Origin of the sequence: Candidatus Frankia alpina (genome assembly GCF_902806485.1) — a bacterium.
Lineage (GTDB): Bacteria > Actinomycetota > Actinomycetes > Frankiales > Frankiaceae > Frankia > Frankia alpina.
Genome location: NZ_CADCWT010000564.1, coordinates 1 through 540, shown reverse-complemented (window position 1 = coordinate 540; position 540 = coordinate 1). Strand labels below are relative to the sequence as shown.

Annotated in this window: 1 protein-coding gene; it reads right to left on the bottom strand. The window is 66.9% G+C overall.

Annotation, left to right across the window (positions count from 1 at the left end; all coding sequences use genetic code 11):
- The gene (locus G6R25_RS28530; RefSeq protein ID WP_235949556.1) at positions 1–321 is read right to left on the bottom strand and encodes a hypothetical protein; all 321 of its coding nucleotides are present in this window, start codon (positions 319–321) and stop codon (positions 1–3) included.
- Positions 322–540 lie beyond the last annotated feature (219 nt).

Sequence of the window (540 nt, the reverse complement as noted above, 5' to 3'; positions counted from 1 at the left end):
CTAGTAGAGTGTCGCTGCTAATGTTTGGGGTATAGGTGGCGGAGTTTGGTGCGGGCGTCGCTGGTGGTGACGTGCCATTGGACTTGGCGCTGGTTGGTGTTGGTGGCGTTCCGCCAGGCGGCGAGTTCGGTGTCGAGGACGTTGATGCGGCGGTCGAGGCATTGGCGGGGCAGGGCTCCAGGGTTCGATCTCGGTGGTGTTGAGCCAGGAGCCGTGTCGGGGGGTGTGGTGGATCTCGAGTCGTTGCGCGAGTGCGAACGCGGTGGTGGGGTCGAAGGCCTCGTGGAGCGAGGCGATGCCGTGGGCGTTGAGGTTGTCCATGACCAGCACGACCGTGGCGGCTCGACCCAGCAGAAGATCGAGCACGTTCCGTGCCGGACGTACTCGCTGTCCTGCCATGCGTCACGGCCCGGGCCGGTCGGGATCGGGTGCGGGCATGGCCCAACAGCTGGTAGGGCTTCTCGTCCGTGCAGACCACGGGCACCGCCGGGTCGTGGGGCCGGGCGTAGACCGTCAGGACGTCTTCCATGCTCGCGGCGA

Excerpts from the sequence above, each read along its gene's own strand:
- G6R25_RS28530 (WP_235949556.1), bottom strand. The coding sequence starts at position 321 with ATGGACAACCTCAACGCCCACGGCATCGCCTCGCTCCACGAGGCCTTC.